This is a genomic window from Streptomyces sp. NPDC048211 (assembly GCF_043202315.1).
In the GTDB taxonomy this organism is placed as follows: domain Bacteria; phylum Actinomycetota; class Actinomycetes; order Streptomycetales; family Streptomycetaceae; genus Streptomyces.
This window is the reverse complement of the sequence record NZ_JBIDAD010000009.1, coordinates 355,268-377,949: the sequence shown is the minus strand read 5'-3', so window position 1 is coordinate 377,949 and position 22,682 is coordinate 355,268. Positions and strand designations below refer to the sequence as shown.

Annotated in this window: 22 protein-coding genes; 11 read left to right on the top strand and 11 right to left on the bottom strand. The window is 71.8% G+C overall.

Features of this window, described 5'->3' with window-relative positions:
* Positions 1–31: 31 nt before the first annotated feature.
* Both ACGFZA_RS30450 and ACGFZA_RS30445 read right to left on the bottom strand, forming a co-directional pair.
* Positions 32–463 (bottom strand): SRPBCC family protein, encoded by a 432-nt coding sequence (locus ACGFZA_RS30450; protein ID WP_385286714.1) that lies wholly within the window; start codon positions 461–463, stop codon positions 32–34.
* 78 nt (positions 464–541) lie between these two features.
* On the bottom strand, positions 542–736 hold the full coding sequence (locus ACGFZA_RS30445) for a hypothetical protein (protein WP_385286712.1): 195 nt from the start codon (positions 734–736) through the stop codon (positions 542–544).
* Positions 737–979: 243 nt separating this feature from the next.
* On the opposite strand from ACGFZA_RS30445, the gene ACGFZA_RS30440 reads away from it, so the two are divergent.
* Positions 980–1,513 carry a Clp protease N-terminal domain-containing protein gene (locus ACGFZA_RS30440; protein ID WP_385286710.1) on the top strand — a complete coding sequence of 178 codons (534 nt, stop codon included), beginning with the start codon at positions 980–982 and terminating at the stop codon, positions 1,511–1,513.
* A 9-nt stretch (positions 1,514–1,522) separates the two neighbouring features.
* Here the strand turns inward: ACGFZA_RS30440 and ACGFZA_RS30435 are convergent, their stop codons facing one another.
* Positions 1,523–2,188: a TetR family transcriptional regulator gene (locus tag ACGFZA_RS30435; RefSeq protein ID WP_393683298.1), complete on the bottom strand. Its 666-nt coding sequence runs from the start codon at positions 2,186–2,188 to the stop codon at positions 1,523–1,525.
* 86 nt (positions 2,189–2,274) lie between these two features.
* Between ACGFZA_RS30435 and ACGFZA_RS30430 the strand changes: the two genes are divergently transcribed.
* The 3 genes from ACGFZA_RS30430 to ACGFZA_RS30420 all read left to right on the top strand — a co-directional run bounded on the left by ACGFZA_RS30430 (position 2,275) and on the right by ACGFZA_RS30420 (position 5,039).
* Positions 2,275–2,709, top strand: coding sequence for a nuclear transport factor 2 family protein (locus tag ACGFZA_RS30430; protein WP_393683296.1), 435 nt, complete (start codon positions 2,275–2,277; stop codon positions 2,707–2,709).
* A gap of 210 nt (positions 2,710–2,919) precedes the next feature.
* Entirely contained in the window at positions 2,920–3,924 is a 1,005-nt protein-coding gene (locus ACGFZA_RS30425) for a DMT family transporter (protein ID WP_385286705.1), read from the top strand.
* A 158-nt stretch (positions 3,925–4,082) separates the two neighbouring features.
* On the top strand, positions 4,083–5,039 hold the full coding sequence (locus ACGFZA_RS30420; protein WP_385286703.1) for a DMT family transporter: 957 nt from the start codon (positions 4,083–4,085) through the stop codon (positions 5,037–5,039).
* Positions 5,040–5,247: 208 nt separating this feature from the next.
* On the opposite strand, the gene ACGFZA_RS30415 is transcribed toward ACGFZA_RS30420, so the two are convergent.
* Complete coding sequence (locus ACGFZA_RS30415) at positions 5,248–6,003, bottom strand: pyridoxamine 5'-phosphate oxidase family protein (RefSeq protein ID WP_393683335.1); 756 nt, start codon at positions 6,001–6,003, stop codon at positions 5,248–5,250.
* 35 nt (positions 6,004–6,038) lie between these two features.
* Between ACGFZA_RS30415 and ACGFZA_RS30410 the strand changes: the two genes are divergently transcribed.
* Entirely contained in the window at positions 6,039–7,370 is a 1,332-nt protein-coding gene (locus ACGFZA_RS30410) for an aminotransferase class I/II-fold pyridoxal phosphate-dependent enzyme (RefSeq protein ID WP_393683294.1), read from the top strand.
* A gap of 49 nt (positions 7,371–7,419) precedes the next feature.
* Here the strand turns inward: ACGFZA_RS30410 and ACGFZA_RS30405 are convergent, their stop codons facing one another.
* Positions 7,420–8,682, bottom strand: a complete 1,263-nt coding sequence (locus tag ACGFZA_RS30405; RefSeq protein WP_393683292.1) for a DMT family transporter — start codon at positions 8,680–8,682, stop codon at positions 7,420–7,422.
* 74 nt (positions 8,683–8,756) lie between these two features.
* On the opposite strand from ACGFZA_RS30405, the gene ACGFZA_RS30400 reads away from it, so the two are divergent.
* Positions 8,757–9,677 carry a LysR family transcriptional regulator gene (locus ACGFZA_RS30400; protein ID WP_385286695.1) on the top strand — a complete coding sequence of 307 codons (921 nt, stop codon included), beginning with the start codon at positions 8,757–8,759 and terminating at the stop codon, positions 9,675–9,677.
* A gap of 364 nt (positions 9,678–10,041) precedes the next feature.
* Here the strand turns inward: ACGFZA_RS30400 and ACGFZA_RS30395 are convergent, their stop codons facing one another.
* A complete protein-coding gene (locus ACGFZA_RS30395) occupies positions 10,042–10,518 on the bottom strand; it encodes a pyridoxamine 5'-phosphate oxidase family protein (RefSeq protein WP_385286693.1) in 477 nt (158 codons plus the stop codon).
* A 112-nt stretch (positions 10,519–10,630) separates the two neighbouring features.
* Between ACGFZA_RS30395 and ACGFZA_RS30390 the strand changes: the two genes are divergently transcribed.
* Positions 10,631–11,281, top strand: coding sequence for a cysteine hydrolase (locus ACGFZA_RS30390; RefSeq protein WP_385286691.1), 651 nt, complete (start codon positions 10,631–10,633; stop codon positions 11,279–11,281).
* 29 nt (positions 11,282–11,310) lie between these two features.
* Here the strand turns inward: ACGFZA_RS30390 and ACGFZA_RS30385 are convergent, their stop codons facing one another.
* From ACGFZA_RS30385 to ACGFZA_RS30370, 4 genes are all read right to left on the bottom strand, one after another.
* Positions 11,311–11,766, bottom strand: coding sequence for a Rieske (2Fe-2S) protein (locus tag ACGFZA_RS30385; RefSeq protein ID WP_385286689.1), 456 nt, complete (start codon positions 11,764–11,766; stop codon positions 11,311–11,313).
* A 73-nt stretch (positions 11,767–11,839) separates the two neighbouring features.
* Positions 11,840–14,005: a prolyl oligopeptidase family serine peptidase gene (locus ACGFZA_RS30380; RefSeq protein WP_385286687.1), complete on the bottom strand. Its 2,166-nt coding sequence runs from the start codon at positions 14,003–14,005 to the stop codon at positions 11,840–11,842.
* A gap of 194 nt (positions 14,006–14,199) precedes the next feature.
* Positions 14,200–15,807 (bottom strand): MDR family MFS transporter, encoded by a 1,608-nt coding sequence (locus ACGFZA_RS30375; RefSeq protein WP_385286686.1) that lies wholly within the window; start codon positions 15,805–15,807, stop codon positions 14,200–14,202.
* Positions 15,808–16,018: 211 nt separating this feature from the next.
* Complete coding sequence (locus ACGFZA_RS30370) at positions 16,019–16,624, bottom strand: TetR family transcriptional regulator (RefSeq protein ID WP_385286684.1); 606 nt, start codon at positions 16,622–16,624, stop codon at positions 16,019–16,021.
* A gap of 250 nt (positions 16,625–16,874) precedes the next feature.
* Here ACGFZA_RS30370 and ACGFZA_RS30365 point away from each other — a divergent pair, with 250 nt between their 5' ends.
* A complete protein-coding gene (locus ACGFZA_RS30365; RefSeq protein ID WP_393683333.1) occupies positions 16,875–17,705 on the top strand; it encodes an IclR family transcriptional regulator in 831 nt (276 codons plus the stop codon).
* Positions 17,706–18,107: 402 nt separating this feature from the next.
* Here ACGFZA_RS30365 and ACGFZA_RS30360 read toward each other — a convergent pair whose 3' ends face one another.
* Positions 18,108–18,671, bottom strand: coding sequence for a flavin reductase family protein (locus ACGFZA_RS30360; RefSeq protein ID WP_385286683.1), 564 nt, complete (start codon positions 18,669–18,671; stop codon positions 18,108–18,110).
* Positions 18,672–18,907: 236 nt separating this feature from the next.
* On the opposite strand from ACGFZA_RS30360, the gene ACGFZA_RS30355 reads away from it, so the two are divergent.
* Genes ACGFZA_RS30355 through ACGFZA_RS30345 form a run of 3 tightly spaced genes read left to right on the top strand, consistent with a single transcriptional unit; the run spans position 18,908 to position 22,589 of the window.
* Positions 18,908–19,861 carry an alpha/beta fold hydrolase gene (locus ACGFZA_RS30355; RefSeq protein ID WP_393683287.1) on the top strand — a complete coding sequence of 318 codons (954 nt, stop codon included), beginning with the start codon at positions 18,908–18,910 and terminating at the stop codon, positions 19,859–19,861.
* Positions 19,858–21,555, top strand: a complete 1,698-nt coding sequence (locus ACGFZA_RS30350) for an FAD-binding protein (protein ID WP_393683285.1) — start codon at positions 19,858–19,860, stop codon at positions 21,553–21,555. Before ACGFZA_RS30355 ends, ACGFZA_RS30350 begins: the two co-directional genes overlap by 4 nt.
* Complete coding sequence (locus tag ACGFZA_RS30345) at positions 21,552–22,589, top strand: 2Fe-2S iron-sulfur cluster-binding protein (RefSeq protein ID WP_393683283.1); 1,038 nt, start codon at positions 21,552–21,554, stop codon at positions 22,587–22,589. The genes ACGFZA_RS30350 and ACGFZA_RS30345 overlap by 4 nt, the downstream gene beginning before the upstream one ends.
* Positions 22,590–22,682: the final 93 nt, after the last annotated feature.

Sequence of the window (22,682 nt, the reverse complement as noted above, 5' to 3'; positions counted from 1 at the left end):
TCGTCGGTACGTGGTGGCCGCCCGGGAGTGGTCAGGCGACGACCAGCCCGTCCAGTTTGCGCAGGGACTCGATGAGCGCCGCGGTGGCGGAGTCCTTCAGTTTGCCGGCCATCAGGGACACCGCCGCGCCGGTGAACTCGCCGTCGATGCGGACCGTGGTGGCGTCCCCGTCCGGCGTCAGTACGTAGCTCATCTTCAGATTGACCCCCATCGGACCCTTGCCCGTGGTCGTCAGTAGGCGGCCGTCCTCCAGCTCCGCCACCGTCCAGGTCACTTCGGCGGGGAACCCCATGAGCTTCAGGTTCTCCTCGTAGGTGCCCGCCAGTTCGAGCGTGGCGGGACCCCCCTTGGGGAAGCTGGTGTGGGTGGCGTTCCACTCCCCGTACGTGCTGAAGTCGGTCAGCTGGGTCCAGACCTTCCCGGCCGGTGCTTCGATGCGCGCCTCTGCACTGACTTCGGCCATGCGACCACCCCTTCTCGACGGGTTCCGGTGTCGCGGAACGTAGCCGCAGCGGCGGGAACATTCAATACTGATGAAGCGTCAGATCTGTGGGGCCGGTCCGGTCCGCCAGATCAGGGCCGCGTCGAAACGGTCGCAGGCGCGGGGGTGCGGTCCGTCGTCGTGGCAGTGGAACGCGGCCCAGAAGAGGTCCGCGAGCAGGGCGTCGGACGGCGCGTGGACCCGGTAGACGTACTCGCGCCCGTCGAGCGCCGGCAGCGAGACGAGCCAGCTCACCTCCGGCCCCCTTCCCGCCGCCGTCACAGTGCTCCGGCCTGTGAGACGTGTACGGGGACGCTTCCGGTTGCTGCGGGAGCGTGAGGCAAGGCGGCGCGCGCCGTCAGGGGGAATTCGTTCTCTGTATGGCGCGATCTCATCCGTAAGGAGGAGGTCTCGCTCCTCTGTGCCCAACTCGGGTGGGATGCGGCAATGAGACTCTCCGGGGACGCTCGGGATCAATTCGGCTGATGGGGTGGAAGGGTGCAGAACCGGACGCCGCGGATCCCTCAACAGCCCGCACCGAACCATCGTGCTGAGTTCGACGCCAGACTCACTGCGGAGCTGGCCGCCGTGGTCACGGGCGCGCGCAGGCGCGCCCTGCGGGACGGCGACCGGCAGATCGACACGGCTCATCTGCTGCACTCCCTCATCGAGTCGGACCCCGAGGTCCGCGCCGCTTTCGACGGTGGTCCGCAGCTGGCCAGAGTGCTCGGCTACCTCGTCCAGCGCAGCATCGGATACGGGCTCCGCTGGCAGGGGGCGGTCGAGGACTCGGGAGCCCTCCCGGTGGTGACGGACAGGGGTGCCGAGGGCTGGTCGCCCTCCGCGGCGTCCGCGATGGCCGGTGCGTACCGTCGTGCGCGGTTGCTCGGACGTGAACGGGCCGGTGGCCGCGACCTGCTCGTGGCGTTGACCGCGGACCGGGAGTGCCGGGCCGTCGAGGTACTGGAGCGGGCGGGCGTCGACGCGGCACTGCTCGAGGACCGGATCGTGGAGGAGTCCTCCCGGGAGTGAGCGCCGGGATCAGCCCGGCGGCTGCGCGAGCGCGTCGAGGGCCGGGCGGAGCAGGGCGGTCACACGGTCGGCGGGAGCGTCCGTGAGGGCGTTGAGCCCGAGCAGCTGGTGGCCGATGGTGACGCCCACCATCGTGGTGACGATCAGCGCGGCGCGCAGTTCCGCTTCCCCGCTGTCCTTGCTGTTCCTGCTGCCGTTGCTGTTCCCGCTGTCGTTGCTGTGCTTGCCGTCTCTGCGGTTTTCGTCGGTCCCGTCGGCTGACAGTGCGTCGCCGATGCCGGTGATCTGCCGGTCGAGCGCCTCGCGGGCGTGATCGGCCGCGGTCGGATCGGTGAGCATCGACCGCAGCATCGCCAGTGTGCCGTCCGGCAGTCCACCGAGCTTGACGCCCAGGGTGGCCAGCAGGTGGTCGAGGAGTTCCTCGCGGCCCCCGGCCACGCCCTCCTCCGACGTCCGGGGTGCCGGTGGTGGCGCCTGCACCGACTGGGAGAACAGTCCGCGCTTGGAACCGAAGTACTGCATCACCAGGGCCGGATCGACACCTGCCGCGGCGGCCACCGCGCGGATGGTGGTGCGGTCGAACCCCTTGGCCGCGAACAGCTCGCGGGCGCTGTCGAGGATGCGTGCCTCGGTGGCCCGTCGGCGGTCCGCGCGGGAGGTGGGGTGACTGGTCACGCGTTGACTCTACAGCTGTTGACCGAGACCGGACAGACTCGTACGCTCATTCACTCAACGATCGTTGAGTGAATGAGGTGGGCTGCATGACGAATTCGCAGGCAGGTGCTTCCCGTACGCCGCGCATGGTGCTGGACCGCTACCACCGGGCCATGCTGGACAAGTCGGCCGACGACTTGGCCGATCTGTACGCCGTGGACGCCGAGCACGAGTTCCCGTTCTCCGCTCCGGGCTTCCCCGCCCGCTTCGCGGGGCGCGAGGCGGTGCGTGCGGGGTATCGGGCGGCCTGGGGCGCCAGTCCGTTGCGGGTGAAGGAGATCAAGGATGTGGTCGTCCACGTGTCCGACGATCCGCGCACGGTCATAGCCGGGCACGTGGTCGTGGTCCAGACGGCGGCGGGTGACCGCGCCGCCGTCCCCGGACTGCTGATCATCGACGTCCACGACGGTCTGATCACACGGGTACGCGACTACATGGACGCCCTGGCTGTCGCCCGCGTCGCCGGGGTGTCCGGCGCGTAGGGGGCGCACGGCCCCCGGGGGGCGTGCGGTGCGACGTCCGGCGTCGCTCGATCCCGCGCAGGGGTGAGCCCCGGCGCCGCCCTGTCCCGGGGCCGGCGGCGCAGGACGGCGCCCAGTCGTGTGCGTCAGGGGCACGAATGACATCGGAGTGTTACCCGCGTCAGGCGTCACCAGGGTGACGCTCCTGACGCCAGCTGCCATGATGTGCCGATGCACGCGTCTCAGGGGAGAAGCGCCGGCCTGGGACTCGCCCTCGCTTCGGCCTTCGCATTCGGCGGTTCCGGAGTGGCGGCCAAGCCGCTCATCGAGGCGGGGCTCGACCCGCTCCACGTGGTGTGGCTCCGGGTGGCGGGTGCCGCGCTCGTCATGCTGCCCGTGGCCTGGCGCCACCGGGACCTGGTCCGCAAGCGCCCCGTGCTGCTGCTGGGATTCGGGCTGCTCGCGGTGGCCGGCGTCCAGGCCTGCTATTTCGCTGCCATCTCCCGTATCCCGGTGGGCGTTGCGCTGCTCGTCGAATACCTGGCGCCGGCGCTCGTCCTCGGCTGGGTGCGATTCGTCCAGCGCCGGCCCGTGACGAGGGCGGCCGCGGTGGGTGTCGTCCTCGCGGTGGGGGGACTGGCCTGTGTCGTCGAGGTGTGGTCCGGGCTGAGCTTCGACGCCGTCGGGCTGCTGCTCGCCCTCGGCGCTGCCTGTTGCCAGGTCGGCTACTTCGTCCTCTCCGATCAGGGCAGCGCCGACTCGGCCGAGGGCGCCGAGCCCCCGCATCCGGTCGGTGTCATCGCCTACGGTCTCCTGATCGGGGCCGCCGTGCTCACCGTCGTGGCGCGGCCCTGGGGCATGGACTGGTCCGTCCTCCGCGGCGACACGGCCATGAACGGCACGGACGTGCCCGCCTGGCTGCTCCTCGTCTGGATCGTGCTCCTGGCCACCGTGATCGCGTACGTGACCGGCGTCATCTCGGTGCGGCTGCTGTCGCCCGCGGTGGCGGGCGTCGTCGCCTGCCTGGAAGCCGTCATCGCCACCGTGCTGGCGTGGGTGCTGCTCGGGGAACATCTGGCCGCCCCGCAGCTCATCGGCGGTGCGCTCGTGCTGACCGGCGCCTTCATCGCGCAGTCGTCGACGCCCAAGGCGCCCTCAGGCCCGGTCGCCTCGGGGCCGGGCGGGGAGCGGACGGCTGCCGAGGGGGAGTTGCCTGCCGGCCGCACCGCCTTCTAAGGTGACGATCATGCGTTTGACCGTACTTCCGCCGCCTGCCGTCTAGCGCGGGCAGCCACACCTGACGAAGACCGGGCTCGGGCAGTCCCCGAGCGGTTCGTCGCTGCCCGCGTGCCGAGCCGAGCGACCACTTTCCTGTCTTCCTCTGGAGAAGTCACGTGTCGAACCCTGCTTCCGGCCTGCCCGTCGGGCGGAGCCTGTGCTATCTGATCATCGCCGGAGTGGCCTGGGGCACGGCCGGTGCCGCCGCCTCGCTGGTCTTCGAGGCCAGCGACCTCGGCCCCCTCGCGCTGTCGTTCTGGCGCTGCGCGGGCGGCCTCGTACTCCTGCTTGCCGCGCTCCTGCTGCGGCCCGGCCGTGCGGCCACCGTCGCCGAGTCCGGGCGTCGGCGGCTGCTGCGCGTTCTCGGTACCGGAATCGGTCTCGCCGTGTTCCAGACCGCCTACTTCGCTGCCGTCCAGGCCACCGGGCTCGCGGTCGGCACCGTGGTCACCCTCGGTGCGGGGCCCGTCCTCATCGCCGTCGGCGCCCGGCTGACGATGGGGGAGCGGCTCGGACTCGGCGGACTCGCCGCGGTCGCCGGAGCGCTGACCGGTCTCGCCGTACTGGTGCTCGGAGACGATGCGGGTACGGTGCGGCCGGCCGGGATCGCGCTGGCACTGCTGTCCGCGGCCGGCTACGCGGCGATCACCCTGCTCACCCGGTGGCTCGGCCGTGACGGCCGCGGTGCGGATCCGCTCGGCACCAGCGCCTGGGCGTTCGCCGTCGCCGCGGTGATCCTGCTGCCGATGGCGGCGGGCGAGGGACTCGTCCCGCAGACGGACCACCCTGCGCAGGTGGTGACGCTGCTCGTGTACGTCGCGGCGATTCCGACCGCGCTCGCCTACGCGCTCTACTTCGCGGGCGCCGCGGTGGTGCGTGCAGCCACCGTGTCCGTGATCATGCTGCTCGAACCGGTCAGCGCGGCGGCCATCGCCGTCGTCGTGCTCCGGGAGCAGCTCACGCCTGCCACCGTCGCCGGAACGCTGCTGCTGCTCACGGCGGTGGTGGGGCTGGCCGTTGCCGAGACACGCGGCGCCGCGAACGCCCGCCGGGAGGCGGCCGTCCCGGTGTGACCGGCGGGGCGGCGGGGTGATGGCCGTTTGCGCGGCCCCGCCGTCCCGGGACGGCGGCCTTACCGGTTCGGTGTTGGTCTTCGCGCGGCCTCGCCGGCCCGGGTCGGGTGGCCGTTGCGCGGCCTTGCCGTTCCGGGTCGGTGGCCTTCGCGCGGCTCCGCCGGCCCGGGTCGGCGGCTTTCGCGCGGCCCCGCCGGCCCGGGTCGGTTCAGAGCGCCTTCAGGTAGTCCGGGACGCTGATCGCGGGATTGAGGTTGTCCGCCGGAACCGGCGTGGTGTAGCCGGGCGCGAGAGGGACGACGCCCGCCCAGTGGGGCAGTGTCAGGTCGCGTTCGTCGTCGTTGGGACCACCGGTGCGGATCTTGGCGGAGACCTCTCGCAGGTCCAGCCGGATCACGGCGGTTGCCGCCAGCTCCTTCTCGTCGGCGGGCCGTGAGTCCATCGACCGCCCGGGCACGACCTGCTCGACGATGGCATCGAGGGCGACGCGCCGTTCCTCGGGGTCGGTCACCGCCTGCGCCACGCCGTGCACGACCACGGAGCGGTAGTTGAGCGAGTGGTGGAAGGCGGAACGCGCGAGCACCAGCCCGTCGACATGTGTCACCGTCAGACACACGGGCAGTCCCTCGTCGCTTCCGCCCGCCGCCCGCAGCGGGCGGGAGCCGGTGGAGCCGTGTACGTAGAGCCGCTCGCCGACCCGGCCGAAGAGCGTGGGAAGGACGACGGGCGCGCCGTCGCGTACGAAGCCGAGGTGGCAGATGTACGCCTCGTCGAGTATCGAGTGGACCTGTTCCCGGTCGTACGAGGCCCGTTCGCGGGAGCGGGTCGGGACCGTGCGGCCGGTCGCTTCGTAGGTGGTGGCGATCGTGGCTGTGGCTGTGGCTGTGGCTGTGGCTGTGGTTCCGGGGCCGGTCGTGGTCGCGGGGCCCGGGGCCGTGGGCTGCTGGGGATCGGTCTCCGGCATTGTGAACTCCATTGCACTAGTGCATACTGTTCTTTGTGCTAGGAGAGTATCGGATCAGTGGGCGGCGTGCATCGGAGATTGCCGCCAGTGTGGAGCGGGCGGTCGGTTCGGGTGAGCTGGCGCCCGGACAAGTGCTGCCTCCCATGCGGGAGTTGGCGAGTCGGCTGGAGGTGAATCCCAATACGGTGGCGGCCGCCTACCGCACGCTGCGAGAGCGGGGCGTGATCGAGACGGCCGGGCGCCGAGGCAGCAGGGTCAGGCCGCGGCCGGCGAGCACCGCCCGCGGGTCGGTGCGGGTGGAGGCCCCGCCGGGTGTGCGGGACCTGGGGGAGGGTAACCCCGACCCCGCGCTGCTGCCCGCGTTGGGGGACGCCTTCGCCGTGGTCGCCGAGGCGTACGCACGCGCGCCGGGGATGTACGCGCAGGCGCCCGTCGACCCGGAGTTCGCCGCGCTGGCGCGCGCCGGGTTCGACGCGGACGGTGTTCCGGCCGGGCCGGTGATCGCCACCTCGGGGTCGCTGGACGCTATCGAAAGAGTGCTGGTCGCCCATCTCAGACCGGGTGACGCGGTCGCGGTCGAGGATCCGGGCTGGGGCGGTCTGCTGGATCTGGTCCCGGCACTGGGCATGCGCCCGGTCCCGGTTCCCGTCGACGACGACGGGCCCCTGCCGGACGCGCTCGACGCCGCGCTCCGGGCGGGTGCGCGCGCGGCCGTCATCACCGACCGGGCTCAGAATCCGACCGGAGCCGCGATCGGGGCCGGGCGTGCGGCTGAACTGCGGGCGGTCCTCGCCGGGCACCGGGGCGTGCTGCTCATCGAGGACGACCACGGGCACGCCATCGTCGACCTGCCGCTGTACCCCCTGGCCGGCGCCACGGACCGGTGGGCGTTCGTGCGGTCCGTCGCCAAGGCGTACGGGCCGGACCTGCGGGTCGCCGTGCTGACCGGGGATGCGGTCACCGCCGACCGGGTCTCGGGCCGGCAGCGGCTGGGGCCGGGCTGGGTCAGCCGGCTGCTGCAACGGGCGGTGGTTCATCTGTGGACGACCGGCGCGGTCGACCCCCACGCGGTGGCCAGGTCGTACGCCCGCCGCCGGGACGCACTGGTGCGGGCCTTGGAGGAGCGGGGGGTCGAGGCGCACGGACGCAGCGGGATGAACGTGTGGGTCCCGGTGAGCGACGAGACGGGGGCCGTGGCACGCCTGCTGCACGCGGGCTGGGCGGTGGCCCCCGGAGCCCGCTTCCGGATATCCGCTCCACAGGGGATCCGGCTCACGGTGTCACCGCTCGCGGACGCCGACATCGGGCCCCTCGCGGATGCGGTGGCAGCGGCGGCGGGGCCCGCGAACCCGTTGAGCTACGGCTGAGGTGCGACCGCTCCCGGCGGCGCGGCTGCGACCGCTCACGGCCACCCGGCTACGGCCGCTCGCGGCGGTAGGGTCCGGGCGGCTGTTCCGGCGGGGCGGTGGCTCGGGTGGCGCGGGGTCTGCTCTGGGTCAGTGCCGCCCCCGCCAGGACGACGAGGGCGCCGACGGGGGTGTTCCAGCTCAACTGCTCACCGAGCAGCGCCACTCCGGCTGCGGTGGCGATGACGGGGATGAAGTAGGTGACCATCTGGGCGGTCGTCGGACCGACCTCGGTGACCAGGCCGTACTGCAGCAGCACGGCGAGACCCGTACCCAGGGCGCCCAGGGCGACGACGGCCAGAGTGGGCCACAGTGGGAATCTCTCGGGTGCCGAGGTGAACAGCGGGGTCACCAGCGCGAGCTGCGCCGTGCCGAGGAAGAGCTGGCTGCCGGTGAGGGAGAGCGCCGAGGAACCGCTGCCCGCGAGAGTGCGGCGGACGTAGATCCAGCCGATCGGATAGCTGAGGGAGGCCAGGAGCGCCATCGCCGTACCGCTGAAGTCCAGGCCGGAGAAGCCCTGCCAGGCGCCGAGCACCGTGAGTACGCCGAGGAACCCGAGCCCGAGACCGGCGACGCGGCGGCGGGTCGGGCGGTCCTCGGAGAGTGCGACGAGGGAGAGTGCCATGCCCCACAGGGGTGAGGTCGCGTTGCAGATGCCGGCCAGGGTCGACGGGATGGTCAGTTCCGCGTAGGCGAACAGGGAGAACGGCAGGGCGTTGAGGAAGAACGCGGCGACGGCCAGATGGCCCCAGGTGCGGGCGGTTCGCGGCAGCCGCTCCCGCTTGACCACCATGGCGATGGCCAGGACCGCGGTCCCCGACAGCAGTCGGCCGAGGGTGACCTGGAACGGTGCGTAGCCGTCGGTCCCGACCTTGATGAGGAGGAAGCTGAAGCCCCAGATGAGCGAGAGCGCCCCGAAGCGCAGCCGCCAGTCCAGTGCCGGGCGGCCGGAGTCCCCGGCGGGATCGGCGGGAGTAACGGCAGTGACGGGAGAGATGGGATCGGTCGGATCGGCGGGACCGGCTGTGGCGGCTGGATCGGCCGGATCGGCCGTGGTGGCCGTGGCGGCCGGGGTGGCCGGGGTGGCCGGAACGGCGCGAGCGGTCAGGGTCGCACGGGTGGCCTGAGTTGCCCTTCCGGCCTGGGTGGCGAGAGGGGAGGCCGGGGTGGTCTGCCCGGTTCCCGGGGTCGCGGTGGCCGTGGACGTCTGCTCGGTCCGCCGTACGAGGGTGGTCTCGGCGGCCGGGCTTCCCGGCGCGGGTGGTGCGCTCATGAGGGCAACGATGACGACTGTGTTCTCGTAGCACAAGTGAGACTTTCTGTGGATGTCTGCGTAGCATTGCTTACATGTTGAACCTGGAGCGTCTCCGCACGCTGGATGCCCTGGCCCGGCTCGGTTCGGTCAGCGGTGCCGCCGAGGGGCTGCACGTCACCACGTCCGCCGTCTCCCAGCAGATGGCGAAGCTGGAGCGGGAAGTGGGTCAGCAGCTACTGGCCAAGAACGGGCGAGGGATCCGGCTTACCGACGCGGGGCAGCTGCTCGCCGACCACGCGGCCCGAATCCTCTCGCAGGTCGAGCTCGCCCAGTCCGACATCGAGGCCCAACGGGGCGAGGTGGTGGGCGAGATCCGGCTGAGCGCGTTTCCCACCGCGGCGCGCGGACTCTTTCCGGCGACGCTCCGCGCCCTGCGCTCCGACCATCCCGAACTCCGCGTGCATACGCGGGAACTGGAGCCCGAGGACGGGCTCCGGGCGGTACTCAGAGGCGACATCGACCTCGCCGTGGTGCTGGACTGGAGCAACAAGCGGCTGCCGGTCCCCGGCGGCCTCGCCCGCGCGCAACTGCTCGACGACGCGCCGGACATCGCGATGCCGGCCGGTCATCCGCTCGCGGATCGGGACAAGGTCGATCTGGAGGACTTCGCGGATGACGACTGGGTGTCCTGGCCCGAGGGTGAATTCTGCTACGACTGGCTGATGTTCACCCTCCGCTCCAAGGGGATCGAGCCGCGCATCGCCCATCTGGCCGGCGAGCACCACACCCAACTTGCTCTGATCGCTGCGGGGATGGGTGTCTGCGTGGCACCCCGGCTGGGCCGCGGGCCTGTGCCCGACGGGGTGCGGCTGGTGCCGGTCCGGCAGAAGATGCGGCGGCACGTCCACGCGGTGTGGCGGGCGGACGCGGACCGGCGTCCGTCGATCAGGGCGGCCGTCGCGGCGCTCCGGGAGGTGGGGCGGGAGCTGGACGATCCGATGGGGGAGGCGTAGCGGCCGGGGCGTGCTAGCCGTTCGAGGCCCGGCCCGCGAGGTCTGCCCCGCGAGGTCTGCCCCGCGAGGCCCGGCCCCCGCGAGGCCCGACCCCCTCGCGGCCCGGCCCTCGCCGTTCCGACCCTCACGTCCCGTTCCGGCCGGTCCCGGCCGGACCCGTTCCGGCACTCACGCCGCGGCCCGGTGCTCGCGTCCCTTTCGCTCACGTCCCGTTCCGGCGCTTACGTCCCGTCCTAGCCGTTCGTGTCCCGGCCCCCGTTCGTGTCCCGGCCCGTTCCGGACCGCACGCCCGATCGGGTTTGTACGCACGTCCCGGACCGTACGTTCGGGCGGCTCACGGCCCGGCCGCTCAGGTTCAGGCCGCTCACGCCCCGGCCGGGCCGGTCATCTTGCCGAAGTCCCAGGAGGTGACGGCCTCGGGCGTGAGCCGCATCCAGGCGTGCCGGCCGTCGTGCGGCATCGTGTCCATGTCGAAGTACTTCGCCGCGAACAGCCTCTCGGGGACGCTGAGTTCCGGGCAGAGCTCGCCCGTGCGCGGTGCCTCGCCGACGAAGACGGCCTCGCCCGAGAGCTCGATGCCGCGTAGTTCTCCGTACTCCACCCCGTCGTCGACCACCACCGAGATCCGCGGGTCATGGCTCAGCTGTGACCAGCGCAGGCTCCGGGTGATGGAGTAGAGCCACAGCGACGTTCCGTCCCAGCAGAACCAGAGCGCACCGACGTGCGGGCGGCCGTCCGCTCCGACGGTGGCGACCCGGCAGGTGCGCTGTCCTGCGAGGTAGGCGTCCCGCTCCTCGTCGGTCATCATGATCCGGCGACCCCGCCGCTGACTGACGGCCATGGAAGCCCCCTCCTCGTAGCTGACTATTCGTCAGGAAATCATGAGGCCTCTTCCTTCATCGCGCAATGGAGGTTAGCCTCGCGCGGCCGATCCGTCACCGAGAGGGGCAGCCGTGCCGTCCAGGGAACAGCTAGCCGAGCAGACCGATCCGGCGACTACCGTCCTGCTGACGGTGGAATGCCAGCAGGGTGTCGTCGGGCCCGACAGCGCGCTGCCCGAACTGGCCAAGGAAGCCAGGTCCTCCGGAACCCTGCACAACGTCGCACGACTGGTCGCCGCCGCCCACGAGTCGGGCGTCCAGGTGCTGCACGCGGTGGCCGAACGGCGCCCGGACGGCCGGGGCGCCAACAGCAACGCCCGTCTCTTCCGTGCTGCGGGACGGCTTCCCGTACAGCAGCATTCCGGCACCACGGCGGTCCGGATCGCCGAGCCCATCGAGGTGGCGGACGAGGACCTCGTCGTCCGCAGGCTGCACGGGCTGTCGCCGATAGCCGGTACGGATGTGGACGCCCTGCTCCGTAACCTGGGCTGTCGCACCCTGGTCGTCACCGGCGTCTCGGCGAACGTGGCGATTCCCAACGCGGTCTTCGACGCGGTGAACCTCGGGTACACCGCGGTGGTGCCGTCCGACGCCATCGCGGGGGTGCCTGCCGACTACACCCCCGCGATGATCCGCAACACCCTGGCCCTGGTCGCCACCGTGACCACCACCGATGCCCTGCTCGGCTGCTGGCTGAGCGGGCGGACCAGGGTGAGGGAGTGAAGGGCGGGCCGGGTCGGCGGGCAGGCCGGCTATGACGCCAGGCTGATCGAGTCGCCCTCGACGGTGATCGCGGTGGCGGGCAGCGGTGTGGTGGCCGGACCCGTCTTGACGGCACCCGTCGCCACGTCGAACTTGCTGCCGTGGCACGGGCAGTTGATGGTGCCGTCGGACACGCTCGACACCGCGCACCCCATGTGGGTGCACTTGGACGAGAACGCCTTGAACTCACCGGCCGCGGGCTGCGTGACCACGACCCCCTGTTCCGCGAAGATCTTGCCGCCGCCCTCCGGGATGTCGGCGGTCTTCGCGAGGACCGGGCCCCCGCCGCCGTCCCCGCCGTCATCGGCCTGCTTGACGGCGCCGGAACCGGCCGCCTCCTTCGAGCTGCCGCACGCGGTCAGTACGGCGGCCACGGAGACGGCGCCGGCCGCTGTGACGACGGTCCGGCGTCCCATGTGGACCTCGTGGTCCTGCGATGCGCTCATGCTGGTGTTTCCTTCCGCGGTGTTCCCGGCTCCGACGCTTCGTCCAGAGGTACGCGCAGCCGGTGATCTGTGTTCAACGCTCCAGGGACTTCCGCAGGAAATCCCGCTCCAGCAGCAACAGATTGCTCGCGGTCTGCTCCTGGCCGACCAGGTGACCGGCGCCCGACAGCGGCAGAACCGTGTGCGGCCTGCCCGCGGCGAGCAGTGCTGCGGAGAGCCGCAGTGTGTGCGCCACGGCCACATTGTCATCGGCAAGACCGTGTACGAGCATGAGCGGCCGGGTCAGTGCCGCCGCCTCGTCCAGGAGCGAATTGCGGGCGTACGTCTCGGGCTGCACGTCCGGGTGTCCCAGGAAGCGTTCCTCCCAATGGGTGTCGTAGAGCCGCCGGTCGGCTGGCGTCGCCCCCGCCACCGCCGCATGGAAGACCTCCGGGTGCCGCAGGACGGCCGCCGCCGCCAGATAACCGCTGAACGACCAGCCGCGCATGGCCACTCGGGTCAGGTCGAGGTCCGGGTACCGGGCGGCCGCCGCGCGCAGTGCGTCGATCTGGTCCTCCAGGACGGCCGTCAGGCGGTCGCCGTGCACCGACTTCTCCCATGCCTCACCACGCCCCGGGGTGCCCCGTCCGTCGGTGACCAGCACCGCGAAGCCCTGCTCGGCGAACCACTGGGCGACCGCGACCCACCAGGCCCGTACCTCCAGGACGACCTGCATGCCGTGGCCCGCGTAGGGGCTGAGCAGCACCGGCAGCGGCCCGTCGCCCGGCCGGTGCCACGACGGCAGATAGAGCCTGCTGCGCAGTTCCCGCTTGCCCAGGCTCAGGGCCGAAGGCCGCGGGGTGACGAGCGGTTCCTCGGCGAGCACCTCGATGCCGCCCGCGGGCACACCGGCGTGGAGCACCGTCACCGTGTGGCCGTCCGGCGTCCTGCTGTCCAGGACCACCGTCGTACCGCCGACAGCGGCCGTGTGCACGCCGGGTGCGCCGCTGACCCGTACGAAACCCCCACCGGCATCACCGGGAGCGTACGACCAGACATGGATCTCGGTCGGCTCCTCGCCCGCGGTGAAGAACACCCGCCCGTCCGCCGTGCCGATCACCTCGCGGACCTCCAGGCCCGGCGGCGTCGTGGCGCCGCCGATGTCCAGCCCCTGGGTGTCGCCGTCCGGCCGCGCGGGGACGACGAGCCCTCCGGAGGCGAGGCGCAGCGGTGTGCCCGGACGCAGGGCGACCCAGGCGGGGTCGTGGGTCCGGTGCGCGGTACGCGTCGCGCCCGACGCCTCGTCCACCTCCAGGACGTGGACCGACCGCTGGTCCCGTGTCTGTACGGAGACGAGCGGCCCGTGATCGTCCCAGCCCGCCGCCACGACGTACTCGAACGCCCGGTCCGTCCATACGTCCTCGGGGTGCCCGTCCCCGGCCTCCCCGGGCAGGCGGACATCGATCCGCTCCCCGTGCACCGGCACCAGATGCATCGACACCGTCGCGTTCGGGGTGCCGGCGGCCGGGTACGCCACCACGCGGGGCGGCCGTTCCGGGTCCGAGGGATCGGCGATGTACCGGCGCCGGACCGCCGCCGTGTCGACCCGGGCGACCAGGAGCGCATCGCTGCGAGGCGACCACCAGTAACCCCGCGAGCGCCCGATCGACTCCTGCGAGACGTAGTCGGACAAGCCGTACGTCACGTGCTCGCCGTCCGGTTCGGCCAGCGGCCGGTCGCCGGTCCCGTCCGCCCTTACGGTCCGCAGCGCGCCTCCGGACACGTACGCGATCAGGGAGCCGTCGGGAGAGGGGCGGGGATCGACGGCCGGTCCGGCCGTGGCAACCCGTCGCGGTGCGCCGCCGTCGGTGCGGAGCACCCAGAGGACGCCCTGGAGTGCGAAGGCGACCAGTCGTGCGGAGGCGTCGGTGGCGTAGGACACCAACCCCGAGGAGGTCACGCGGGCCCTCTCCCGTCGGGCCAGTTCCTCGGGGGGAACCTCGCCCGGTGCGTCGTCGGCGTACGCGGGCCCGAGCGGATCGGCCAGCAGCCGCTCCGCTCCGTTCTCGTGCAGCCAGAGCCTGCTCACCGGGTCGGTGCCCGAGGTGCTCCGGACGAACAGCACCCGTTCGCCGTCGGGGGAGACGGTGAACTGCCGGGGCACGCCGAGCGAGAAGCGCCGGGTGCGGGCGAACTGGAGGGGGAAGCGTTCCGCGGCGGTCGCGCGCGCGTCGGCGGATGCGTCGAAGGGGGGAGTCACGCCGACACCATGACAGGTCGAAATACGTTCGATCCATTCCGGTTCGCCCCTTTACGATGCAGGGCTCCGCTCCGGCGGGACGGCAGCCCCGCGGACGCCGGCGACACCGGCCCTGTCACGACGGAGCCCCGGGTCACACGCGACAGGCGCGTGTGACCCGGGGCTCCGGTGACTGGATGCCGGTGAGGCGGGGATCAGTGCGTCGGGGCGGCGGCCGCCTTCTCCGCGGCGGCGTTCTCCTCAGCGAGACGCTCCATTCCGCTCTGCGTCCTGAGCGGCTTCTCCTTGATGAACAGCACCGCGATCAGGGCGAGGAACGCGAAGGGGGCGCCGATCAGGAAGACGTCCGCGGTCGCGACGCCGTACGCGTTCTCGACCACCTGACGGGCCGGTTCGGGAAGGGTGCTGAGGTTGGGAACGCCGTGCCCGGCGCCGCCGTTGTCGGCCGCCCCGCCGAAGCCCTTCTCCATCTCGGAGGCCACCCGGTGGCCGAGGACGGCGCCCAGGGCGCTCGTGCCGATCGCCCCGCCGAGGCTGCGGAAGAACGAGAGCACCGAGGTCGCCGCGCCCAGCTCCGACGCGGGAACGTCGTTCTGGGCGGCCAGCACCAGGTTCTGCATCAGCATGCCGACGCCGACGCCGAGCACGACCATGTACAGGCTGAGCACGACGAACGAGGAGTCGGCGCCGATCGTGGACAGCAGACCCATGCCCGCGGTCATGATGACGCCGCCCGCGATCAGGAAGCCCTTCCACTTGCCCCGGGAGGAGATGATCTGCCCCGCGACGGTCGTGGAGACCATCAGACCGAGGATCATCGGCAGGCTCATCAGGCCCGCGACGGTCGGCGTCTTGCCGAGGGAGATCTGGAAGTACTGCGAGAGGAACACCGTGCCGCCGAACATGGCCACGCCGACCAGCATGCTGGCGACCGTCGTCAGGGCCACGGTGCGGTTGCGGAAGATGTCCAGCGGGATGATCGGTTCCTTGACCCTGGACTCGACCAGCACCGCGGTGCCCAGCAGGACCACGCCCGCGGCGACCAGAGCGGCGGTCTGCCACGACGCCCAGTCGAACTGGTTGCCCGCCAGGGTCACCCAGAGCAGCAGGGAGCTGACGCCGCTCATGATGAGGACGGCGCCGAGGTAGTCGATCTTCACTTCCCGGCGGACCGTGGGAAGTTTCAGGGTCAGCTGGAGCAGCACGATGGCGAGCAGCGCGAACGGCACACCGATGAAGAAGCACCAGCGCCAGCCGAGCCAGGAGGTGTCGACGAGTACGCCGCCGATGAGCGGGCCCGCGACGGTACCGACGGCGAACACGGCGCCGAAGATGCCGGAGTAGCGGCCGAGTTCACGCGGCGGGATGATCGCCGCCATCACGACCTGGGCGAGTGCGGTGAGACCGCCCGCGCCGATGCCCTGCACGACGCGGCTCACGATGAGCAGCCCGACGCTGTGCGAGAAGCCGGCGACGAGCGAGCCCACGACGAACATCGACAGCGAGAGCTGGATGAGCAGCTTCTTGTCGTAGAGGTCGGACAGCTTGCCCCAGATCGGCACGGTCGCCGTCATGGCGAGGAGTTCGGCCGTGACGACCCAGGTGTACGAGGACTGGCTGCCGTTCAGGTCGGCGATGATCCTGGGCAGGGCGTTGGAGACCACGGTGGAGGCCAGGATGGCCACGAACATCCCGGCCATCAGGCCCGACATGGCCTGGAGTATCTGGCGGCGCGTCATACCGGACGCGGCCCCCTCGGGTGCACCGGCGGTACCGGTTTCGGGTGTGACGGCAGCGGTCATCGGCTGACGTTCCTCATTCTCTGGTGACTGGTTCGGCGGTGACTGGTTCGGCGGTGAATGGTTCGGCGGTGACGGGGTCCGTGGTCACTGGTTCTGTGGTGACTGGACCTGGGGTCGCTGGTTCTGTGGTGACTGGTTCCGAGGAGAGCGGGGCCGTGGCGAGCAGGTCTGCATGACGGGTGAAGCCCCGGTCATGCAGGTCTCCACGTCTTCAGGTCTTCAGGCCGGTGGCCAGCGAGGCGAACGCCTCGCGGTAGAGGCTCTGGAACGTACGGGTGCGGCCGGAGGCCACCCAGACCTCGACGGTGGCGCGCACGGCGGCGATCGCCACGTGAGCAAGCAGCCGTGGCTGGAGACCGGTCTCGGGGTCCTGTCCCAGACGCTCGGCCAGGACGGCGACCAGGGCGCGTTCGTCGGCGCCCTGGGCGGCCAGGAATCCGGGAAGCAGCGAAGGGCTCGTCCTGAGCACCGTCATCTGGAGCTCCCAGCGTTCGTGGTCCTCCTCGATCTGGGCGAGTTCCTGGGCGAGCGCCTCGCTGAGCGCTTCGAGCGCCGTGAGGTGTTCCGGGGCGTTCAGCACGGCCCGGCGGGTCCGTTCCGCGCTCTCGACGCCCGGGCGGGTGATGGCGTCCTCAAGGCACGGGAAGTAGTTGAAGAAGGTACGTACGGAGACGCCGACCGCGTCGGTGACCGCTTCCACGGTCACGTTCTCGATCCCCCGGTCCGCGGCCATGCGCAGAGCCATGTCGGCAAGGGCGTCGCGCGTCGCACGCTTCTTGCGTTCGCGCAGCCCGAGGGAGGTGTCGTCGGCACTCATGAAGGTGCATGCTATGCAATTTTGCACCCCGGGCAAAATTCTTCACGGCGAGGGTCGGGGGTGATGCGCCGGCCGCCGGTGGCGAGCGCGGCCGAAAGAGACGCTGCGCATCTCTTCACTGAGCTCGGGGAGCGCTGTTACATTCCGGAAAACAAGAATTCATTTCAGTCTGTGACTGGAGGCACCCATGACGGCTGTCCAAGATGCTCCCCACGCGCCTGCGCCGGTCCGTCGCGAACTGCCACCGTCGATGGTCGAGCGGATGACGCTGATCATGGACGTCTTCGAGGGCCGGACGGCCCGGCTCTCGCTGGAGGAAGTGGCCCGGTCCACACAGCTGCCCAGGTCGACGGCTCACCGGATCCTCGACCAGCTCGTACGGCTGCGCTGGCTCGAACACACCGGCCTCGGCTACGGACTCGGGCGCCGCGCTCTCGGCCTCGGCGGCGGGGACGGCGCGCACAGCAGGATCCGCGAGGCCGCCGCCGCCAGGCTGCACCACCTGCAGATCCAGACCGGCCTGGTCGTCCATCTGGCCGTGCTGGACGGGGCGGAGGTGCACTACCTCGACAAGGTCGGCGGCCGCTTCGCCGCGGCTGTCCCCTCCCGAGTCGGCGGCAGGGCGCCCGCCCACTCGACGGCGCTCGGCAAGGCCATGCTGGCCTGGCTCGAACCGGAGGACGTCGAAGCCAGGGCCGCCGAATCCATCGGCCGCCTGACCCAGCGGACCATCGCCGACCTCGGCACCCTGCACCAGGAACTCAACCGCATCCGGCGCCGCCACGGTCTCGCCTTCGAGCGCGGCGAGTGCTTCCCGGACATCGCCTGCGTCGCCGCCGCCGTGCGCGGGCCCGAGGGGCCGGTCGCCGCGATCTCCCTGGTGGGGGACGCCTGGTCGCCGCTGGAGAAGGTGGCTCCGCTGGTCGTGGACGCGGCCCGGCAGGTGTCGCACGAGCTGTTCCCCGAGCCGGAGACGCCGGTCAGGGCGGCGCGCCGGGCGGCCGCCGTGCCGGAGGAGACGTGGTCCCCGCAGGCCATGGACCGCCTGCTCGCCGCGGGGCAGTACGGCGACTGGCAGTAGACCGCGGATGAGGAGTACGTATACGGCCGGTCGCTTCGGCCCGTGTCGCTGCGGGCCTGGACGCGTGGCCCCGGCGGTTAGCTGCCCGGCGGGCGACTCCCGCACCCAGATGGTGGTCCTGCTGGGATCCGGAGCACATACCGCCGAGACGTATCGGGTACTTCCCCACCTCGCTGCCTGGTGCCGGTCCACGGCGGCCCTGCTGCGCCGCCGCCGGCCCGACACCGACACCTCCGTAGTCGCCCCCTGCACCTGGCGGAGCCGGTAGGACGACGAGCCGGGCCCGGCGTTGCGCAGCGGTCCCTCGGAGGCCGCTTCGCGTCCGATGCCGACGCCCGTCCCCACCGCGGCCTCCGCCCGCTCGGAGAGGGAGCGTCCGGCCGGCGGCGGTGGTCACGGCACTCACCCCCAGTGGTCGCCCCAGCCCCACGGGCCGGGGGATCCCGCCGGGCTTCCGAGGCCGAAGCCGCCGCGGAAGAAGAGCATCGGCTGCCGGTCGGCCACGGTCTCCAGGGCGAGGACCCGGCCCACCACGACATCGTGGTCGCCCGAGGCGTGCACGTCGTGGACAGCGGCATGCACCCGGGTCAGGACGCCGGGCAGCGACGGCGTACCCCAACGGGAGACCTCCCAGTCCAGCCCCTCGTACTTGTGACCCCTGCTCGAACCGAACCGGGCGCACAGATCCGTCTGTTCCTCGGCCAGGATGTTCACGGCGAACCGCCCCGACTCCCTGATCCTCGGCCAGGCCCGCCCCCGGTGGTCGGCGCAGAACAGGACCAGGGCCGGCTCCAGTGACACCGACGCGAAGGACTGGCACGCGAAGCCGGCGGGGACACCGTCCCGGCCGATCCCCGTCACCACCGTGACGCCGGACGCGAACGTGCCCATGGTGCGCCGCATCCGCGCAGGAGTCGGCTCGGTCTCCTCGCGTGCCTCGGTGGCGGACAGGGGCTCTGCGGTCATCGGGTTCACCTCGACGGGGGCGGTGCGGTGGTCTGCCCGGGACCGGGCAGGGGGCCGAAAGTAGGACAGCGGCCGAAGCGCCGGGGGGCTGTTCCCGATGAGTGGAACGCCCGCGGGCCGTGGGCCGCCGCAGGCCGCCCGCACCCCGGCGGCCGCACGCATCCCGCTGACCGAGACGCCCGCCGCATCGCCCGGCGGGCCGTGGCTACCGTCCAGGAACCGATCACACGGCACCCATGGCCAGCCCGGGAGGACACCACCACCCCGGCCGGCCCACCGGGTCCCAGGTCCACCGGACACCGAGGTCAACCGAGGCAGGGATGATGACGGCGCTGAGCCATGACTCCACACTGCGCGAACTCGCCACCGATGAAGGCGTGTTGCGCTACCACGAGGCCGGGGACGGCCCGCCCCTGCTGTTGTTGCACGGATCCGGCCCCGGGGTCACCGGCTGGCGCAACTACCGGCACAACCTGGGGGCGTTCGCCGAGCACTTCCGCTGCCTGGTCCTGGAGTTCCCCGGCTTCGGGGTCAGCGACCCGGCCGCCGGCCACCCCATGGCGACGGCCGCCTCGTCCGTCACCCGGTTCCTGGACGGGCTCGGGCTCCAGCAGGTCGACATCATCGGCAACTCGATGGGCGGCATCGTCGGCACGCAGTTCGCCCTCGCCCACCCCGGCCGGGTGCGCCGCCTCGTGACGATCGGCGGCATCGGCCGGAACCTGTTCAGCCCGGGCCCCGGCGAAGGGATCGGACTGCTCTCCGAGTTCACCGACGCACCCTCCCGCGAGGGCCTGGTCCGCTGGCTGAACTCGATGGTGTACGACCGGTCCCTGGTGACCGAGGAGCTCATCGAGGAGCGCTGGGCCCAGGCAACCGACCCGGACACACTCGCCAGTGCCCGTCTGATGTACGGCAGCAAGGCGTTCGCGGCACGGTCCGCCGCGGCCGCCGCGTCCGACGAGGCACCCTACTGGGCCCTGCTCCACCGGCTCCGCGCGAAGACCCTGCTCACCTGGGGCCGCGACGACCGGGTGAGTCCTGTCGACATGTCGATCGTGCCGATGCGCACCATCCCCGACGCGGAACTGCATGTGTTCCCGGACTGCGGGCACTGGGTGATGATCGAGCAGAAGGCCGCCTGGGAGAGTGCGGTTCTCGCCTTCCTCACCCGTAAGGACGCGGCGTGAGCGCCGCGGCCCGGGAAGCCTGGGACGAGGAGTTCGACTTCGTCGTCGTCGGCAGCGGTGGCGGCGGCATGGCCGCCGCCCTGACCGCGGCCGACAGCGGACTGAGCACAGTCGTCGTCGAGAAGGGGGCGATGTACGGCGGGACGACCGGCATCTCCGGGGGCGGCATCTGGATCCCCAACAACCCCACGCTGAAGGCCAGGGGCCACGACGACAGCCGCGCCTCCGTACGCCGATACCTCGACCTGCTCACCGAGGACCGGGTCCCCGCCGCCCGCCTCGACGCCTTCGTCGACCAGGGGCCCGCCGCGATGGAACTGCTGGAGAAGAGCCGCTGGATGCGGTTCTTCTGGGTCAAGGGCTACGCCGACTACCACCCCGAGTACGAGGGGGGCCGCCCGCGCGGCCGCTCCGTCGAGGCACTGCCCTTCGACACCCGCAACCTCGGCGAGGACGAGAAGCACCAGCGGCCCAACAGCCTCAAGGGCCCCCTCGGACTCTGGATCACCGCCAAGGACTACCGCGACCTCGCCATGGTCAAGCGGACCTGGCGAGGGCGCTGGGCCTCCGTGATCGCCGCCTGGCGCGTCTCGTCGAACATGGTCCGCCGGCGCCATATGGCGACCGGAGGCCGGGCCCTCGTGGCGCGGATGCGGATGGCGCTCAAGGAGGCCGGCGTACCTGTGTGGCTGCGCAGCCCGATGACCGAGCTCGTCACCGACGCACGGGGCACGGTCACCGGCGTCGTCGTCACCCGCGACGGCAGGTCCGTCCGGGTCGGAGCCCGGCACGGCGTGCTCCTCGCCACCGGCGGGTTCGACCACAACCGGGAGATGCGCGAGAAGTACCTGCCCGAGGGAGGCCGCGACAACCACAGCGCCGGAGCCGTCGAGAACGTCGGCGACGGCATCCTCGCGGGCCAGGCCCTCGGCGCAGCGCTCGACTTCATGGACGACGCCTGGTGGATGCCGTCCGTGCACCACCCCGCCGGAGTGACGATCCCGCTGGTCTCCGAGCGGTGCATCCCGCCGTCGGTGATCGTCTCCGCCGACGGGAGGCGCTTCACCAACGAGTCGTCCCCCTACGTCAACTTCGTCCACGACCAGCTCGAAGGCGGGCACACCACCGCCTGGTTCGTCATGGACGCCAAGGCGCGCGCCCGCTATCCGTTCGCGCAGATCCTCCCCGGAATGCCCTTCCCCAAGGCGTTCTACGAGAACGGCACCGTGCACCGCGCGGACACCATCCCCGCTCTCGCCCGGAGCATCGGCGTCCCGGCGGACACGCTCACCGAGACCGTCGAACGGTTCAACGGTTTCGCCCGTACCGGCAAGGACACCGACTTCGGCCGCGGGGACAGTGCCTACGACCGCTACTACGGCGACCCGACGATGAAGAACCCCAACCTCGACGAGCTCGTCAAGGCCCCCTACTACGCGATCCGCATCGAGGTCGGCGACCTCGGCACCAAGGGCGGCCTCGTCTGCGACGAGAACAGCCGGGTGCTGCGCGAGGACGGCTCGGCCGTCGCCGGGCTGTACGCCACCGGCAACACCTCCGCGGCCGTCATGGGCAACGAGTACGCCGGACCCGGCGCCACCATCGGCCCCGCCATCGTGTTCGGCTACCTCGCGGCCCGGCACGCGGCAGCCGCCGCCCGCACGGGGGCCGGGGCCGCCGGAGGCGCACCATGAGCCCGGGGCCGCTGACCGTTCGCGTCGTCGAGGTGATCCGGGAGACGGCCGACGCCCACTCGCTCGTCCTGGAGCCGGCGGACGGGGACCGCGCCCGGTTCACCTACCGGCCCGGCCAGTTCCTCACCGTCCGGGTGCCCTCCGAGCGCCCCGGCGGAGCGGCCCGCTGCTACTCGCTGTGCAGTTCCCCGGCCCGCGACGAGCACCTGAAGGTGACCGTGAAGCGTACGGCCGGGGGGTACGCCTCCCACTGGATCTGCGACCACGTCACCGAGGGCGACACCCTGGAGGTGCTGCGGCCCGCAGGCACCTTCACCCCGGACTCGCTCGACGGCGACTTCCTGTTGTGCGCCGCAGGCAGCGGCATCACGCCGGTCATGTCGATCCTCGTCTCCGCCCTGCACGCGGGGACCGGCGCGGTCACCCTCCTCTACGCCAACCGCGACGAGCAGTCCGTCATCTTCCGCGACGAACTGGCCGCGCTGGCGCGGGAGTACAGGGACCGGCTGACCGTCCTGCACTGGCTGGAGTCCGTCCAGGGCCGGCCCACCGCGTCCGGTCTGCGCGCGCTGGCCCGCCCGTACGCCGGACGCCCGGCCTTCGTGTGCGGGCCGGGCCCCTTCATGGACCTGGCGGCCGGAGCGCTCACCGACCTGGGCCTGCCGCCCGACCGGATCACCGTGGAGCGCTTCACCTCACTGACCGGCGACCCGTTCGCGGAACGCGACCCCGTACCGGAGCCGGACACCGCCGGGCCCGCGAGCACGGCCGAGGTGGAGCTGGACGGGGTGAGCCACACCGTCGACTGGCCCCGGAACACGCCCCTGCTCGACGTGCTGCTCGCCGCCGGACTGGACGCGCCGTACTCCTGCCGGGAGGGCAGTTGCAGCGCCTGCGCCTGTGTCCTGACCGAGGGGGAGGTGGCCATGGAACGCAACGAGGTCCTGGACGCCGCCGACCTCGCCGACGGTCTCATCCTCGCCTGCCAGGCGCGCCCGCTCAGCGACCGGCTGAAGGCCACCTACGACGGCTGAGCCGACCACCGGCTGACGGCCGCCTTCGACGGCTGAGCCGATATCCGGCTGACGGCCGCCTTCGACGGCTGAGCCGATATCCGGCTGAAGGCC